This is a genomic window from Geomonas paludis, assembly GCF_014193585.1.
GTDB classification, from domain to species: domain Bacteria; phylum Desulfobacterota; class Desulfuromonadia; order Geobacterales; family Geobacteraceae; genus Geomonas; species Geomonas paludis.
Window position 1 is genome coordinate 483,665 of record NZ_BLXY01000001.1, and the last position, 1,801, is coordinate 485,465.

Here is a 1,801-nt window from a genome sequence, read left to right on the forward strand (position 1 = left end):
AAAATGCCGGTATTGATAGGGCAGGAAATAAAGGATGCGATCGCTCGCGGTGAAATAGGCATCGATCCGCTGGAGGAGTCTCAGATTGGCCCTGGGTCGCTCGATCTCACCCTGGGCAACGAATTCAGGATCTTCAAGAAAGAGTCCGGGGTCTGCCACGTGCACAACGAGTCAGACTTTGCCGATGTCACGGAAGCGGTGACGGTTCCGGACGGAAGCTTCATCACCATTGCCCCCTGCGAGATGATCCTGGGCATCACCAGGGAGCGCATTACCCTGGCCGACACCATGGCGGGATGGCTGGAGGGGCGCAGCCGCTTCGCGCGCTTCGGCCTGGCGGTCCACGTCACCGCCGGGTTCATGCAGCCGGGCATCTCCAACCAGCAGGTGCTGGAAATCGTGAACCTGGGGCACAAGACCCTGGCGCTCTACCCGGGTACCCGCATCTGCCAGTTCGTTTTCGAGCGCTGCCTCGGGACGGCGAAATATCAAGGGCGGTTCGCCGACCAGGCCAAGCCTTGAATCGGGGACGCCCCTGCGATGATCCCGGAACTGGGGGTGGCCGTCCTCGGCAAAAGACCGGGCCGGACAGGAAAAATGGAAGTAGATGGTTCGTTTTTCCGTCAGCAGTTTCACACTGTTAAGAGATTCGACACGCGCGTTTCGCGTCACTTACCGACAAATCTCACCTGGCATTTCAGCCCTGCCGGCAACTGGTGCTTCGGGTTTTTCACCTCCACCCGCACCCCGTACATCCCCCCCGCATCGACCACCGAATCGATTACCTTGACCACACCCCGGTATTCCCCCTTGCCCGGCGGCTCGGGGCGTATGAAGGCCTTGTCTCCCACCTTGATGCTGCGCAACTGCGCGGCCGGGACGTAGATCTCGGCATTGATCGGGTCGATCTGCGCCAGCTTCATGATGGGCTTTTCCTCGACGCGCTCGCCCGGAGACAGAAAGCGCTGCACCACGACGCCGTCCACCGTGCTCCTGATGGTGCGCCGCGCCAGGAACTGCACCGCTTCGTCATATTCGCGCTGCGCCACCTTTACCGCCGTCTCGGCCTCGTCGATCTCCTGCGAGGAGATGATCCCCTTCTTGAAAAGCTGCTTCTTGCGCTCCTGCTCCCGGGTCAGGTACTCGAGCCTTTCCCGCTTCAGCTCCTTGGTCTGCTGTTCGACCTTGCTGTCCAGGCGGGCGATGACGTCACCTTTCTTCACGTAGTCGCCGCGGTCTACCGGCACCTCGGCCAGCACCCCGATCACCTCGCTCCCCACGTTCACTGTCATGGCTGGTGCAAGATAGCAGTCGAGCTCTTGGGAATAGGACACCGCCACACTGGCCACGACAAAAAAAGCTGCAGTGATAGAACGGATGACTGTCATAGCTGGTCCTCAATTGAGATAGCAGCAGGCTCTGCAATTATGGGGGCTCTTCCATTACTGTCAACCGAAGCCAATAAAGCAGGGCTCACAGTGTCGACATTCTTACCATGACAGTGTCGGAATCTTTTACACTCTAATTACCACCAGTTAATGACAGTCTAAGTGCAAACCAATGATTCAGAACGTTTAATTCTTCTGCCATTGCCAACCGCCATTGGCACAAAACCTGCCCGCTTGAAAGAGTCGAGGTGTCTCTTCACTTCGCCAATGGTAACTTTTTGCCATTTTCCACACAAAGCGTTTCCCCCCCAGCCCGAACCTCCTTACCGAGGTGTGGAAGGTAGTCGCTGCCTACCGCAAGATCACAAATCGAAGGTTCTTTCGGAAGCTCGCAAAGCACAAGGGGGCTAGTC

Annotated in this window: 2 protein-coding genes; one reads left to right on the top strand and one right to left on the bottom strand. The window is 57.9% G+C overall.

What is annotated here, in order from left to right; all coding sequences use genetic code 11:
• Positions 1-3 precede the first annotated feature (3 nt).
• On the top strand, positions 4-522 hold the full coding sequence (dcd, locus tag H7687_RS02095) for a dCTP deaminase (RefSeq protein WP_183344592.1): 519 nt from the start codon (positions 4-6) through the stop codon (positions 520-522).
• A 146-nt stretch (positions 523-668) separates the two neighbouring features.
• On the opposite strand, the gene H7687_RS02100 is transcribed toward dcd, so the two are convergent.
• A complete protein-coding gene (locus H7687_RS02100; protein WP_248646804.1) occupies positions 669-1,388 on the bottom strand; it encodes an efflux RND transporter periplasmic adaptor subunit in 720 nt (239 codons plus the stop codon).
• Positions 1,389-1,801 lie beyond the last annotated feature (413 nt).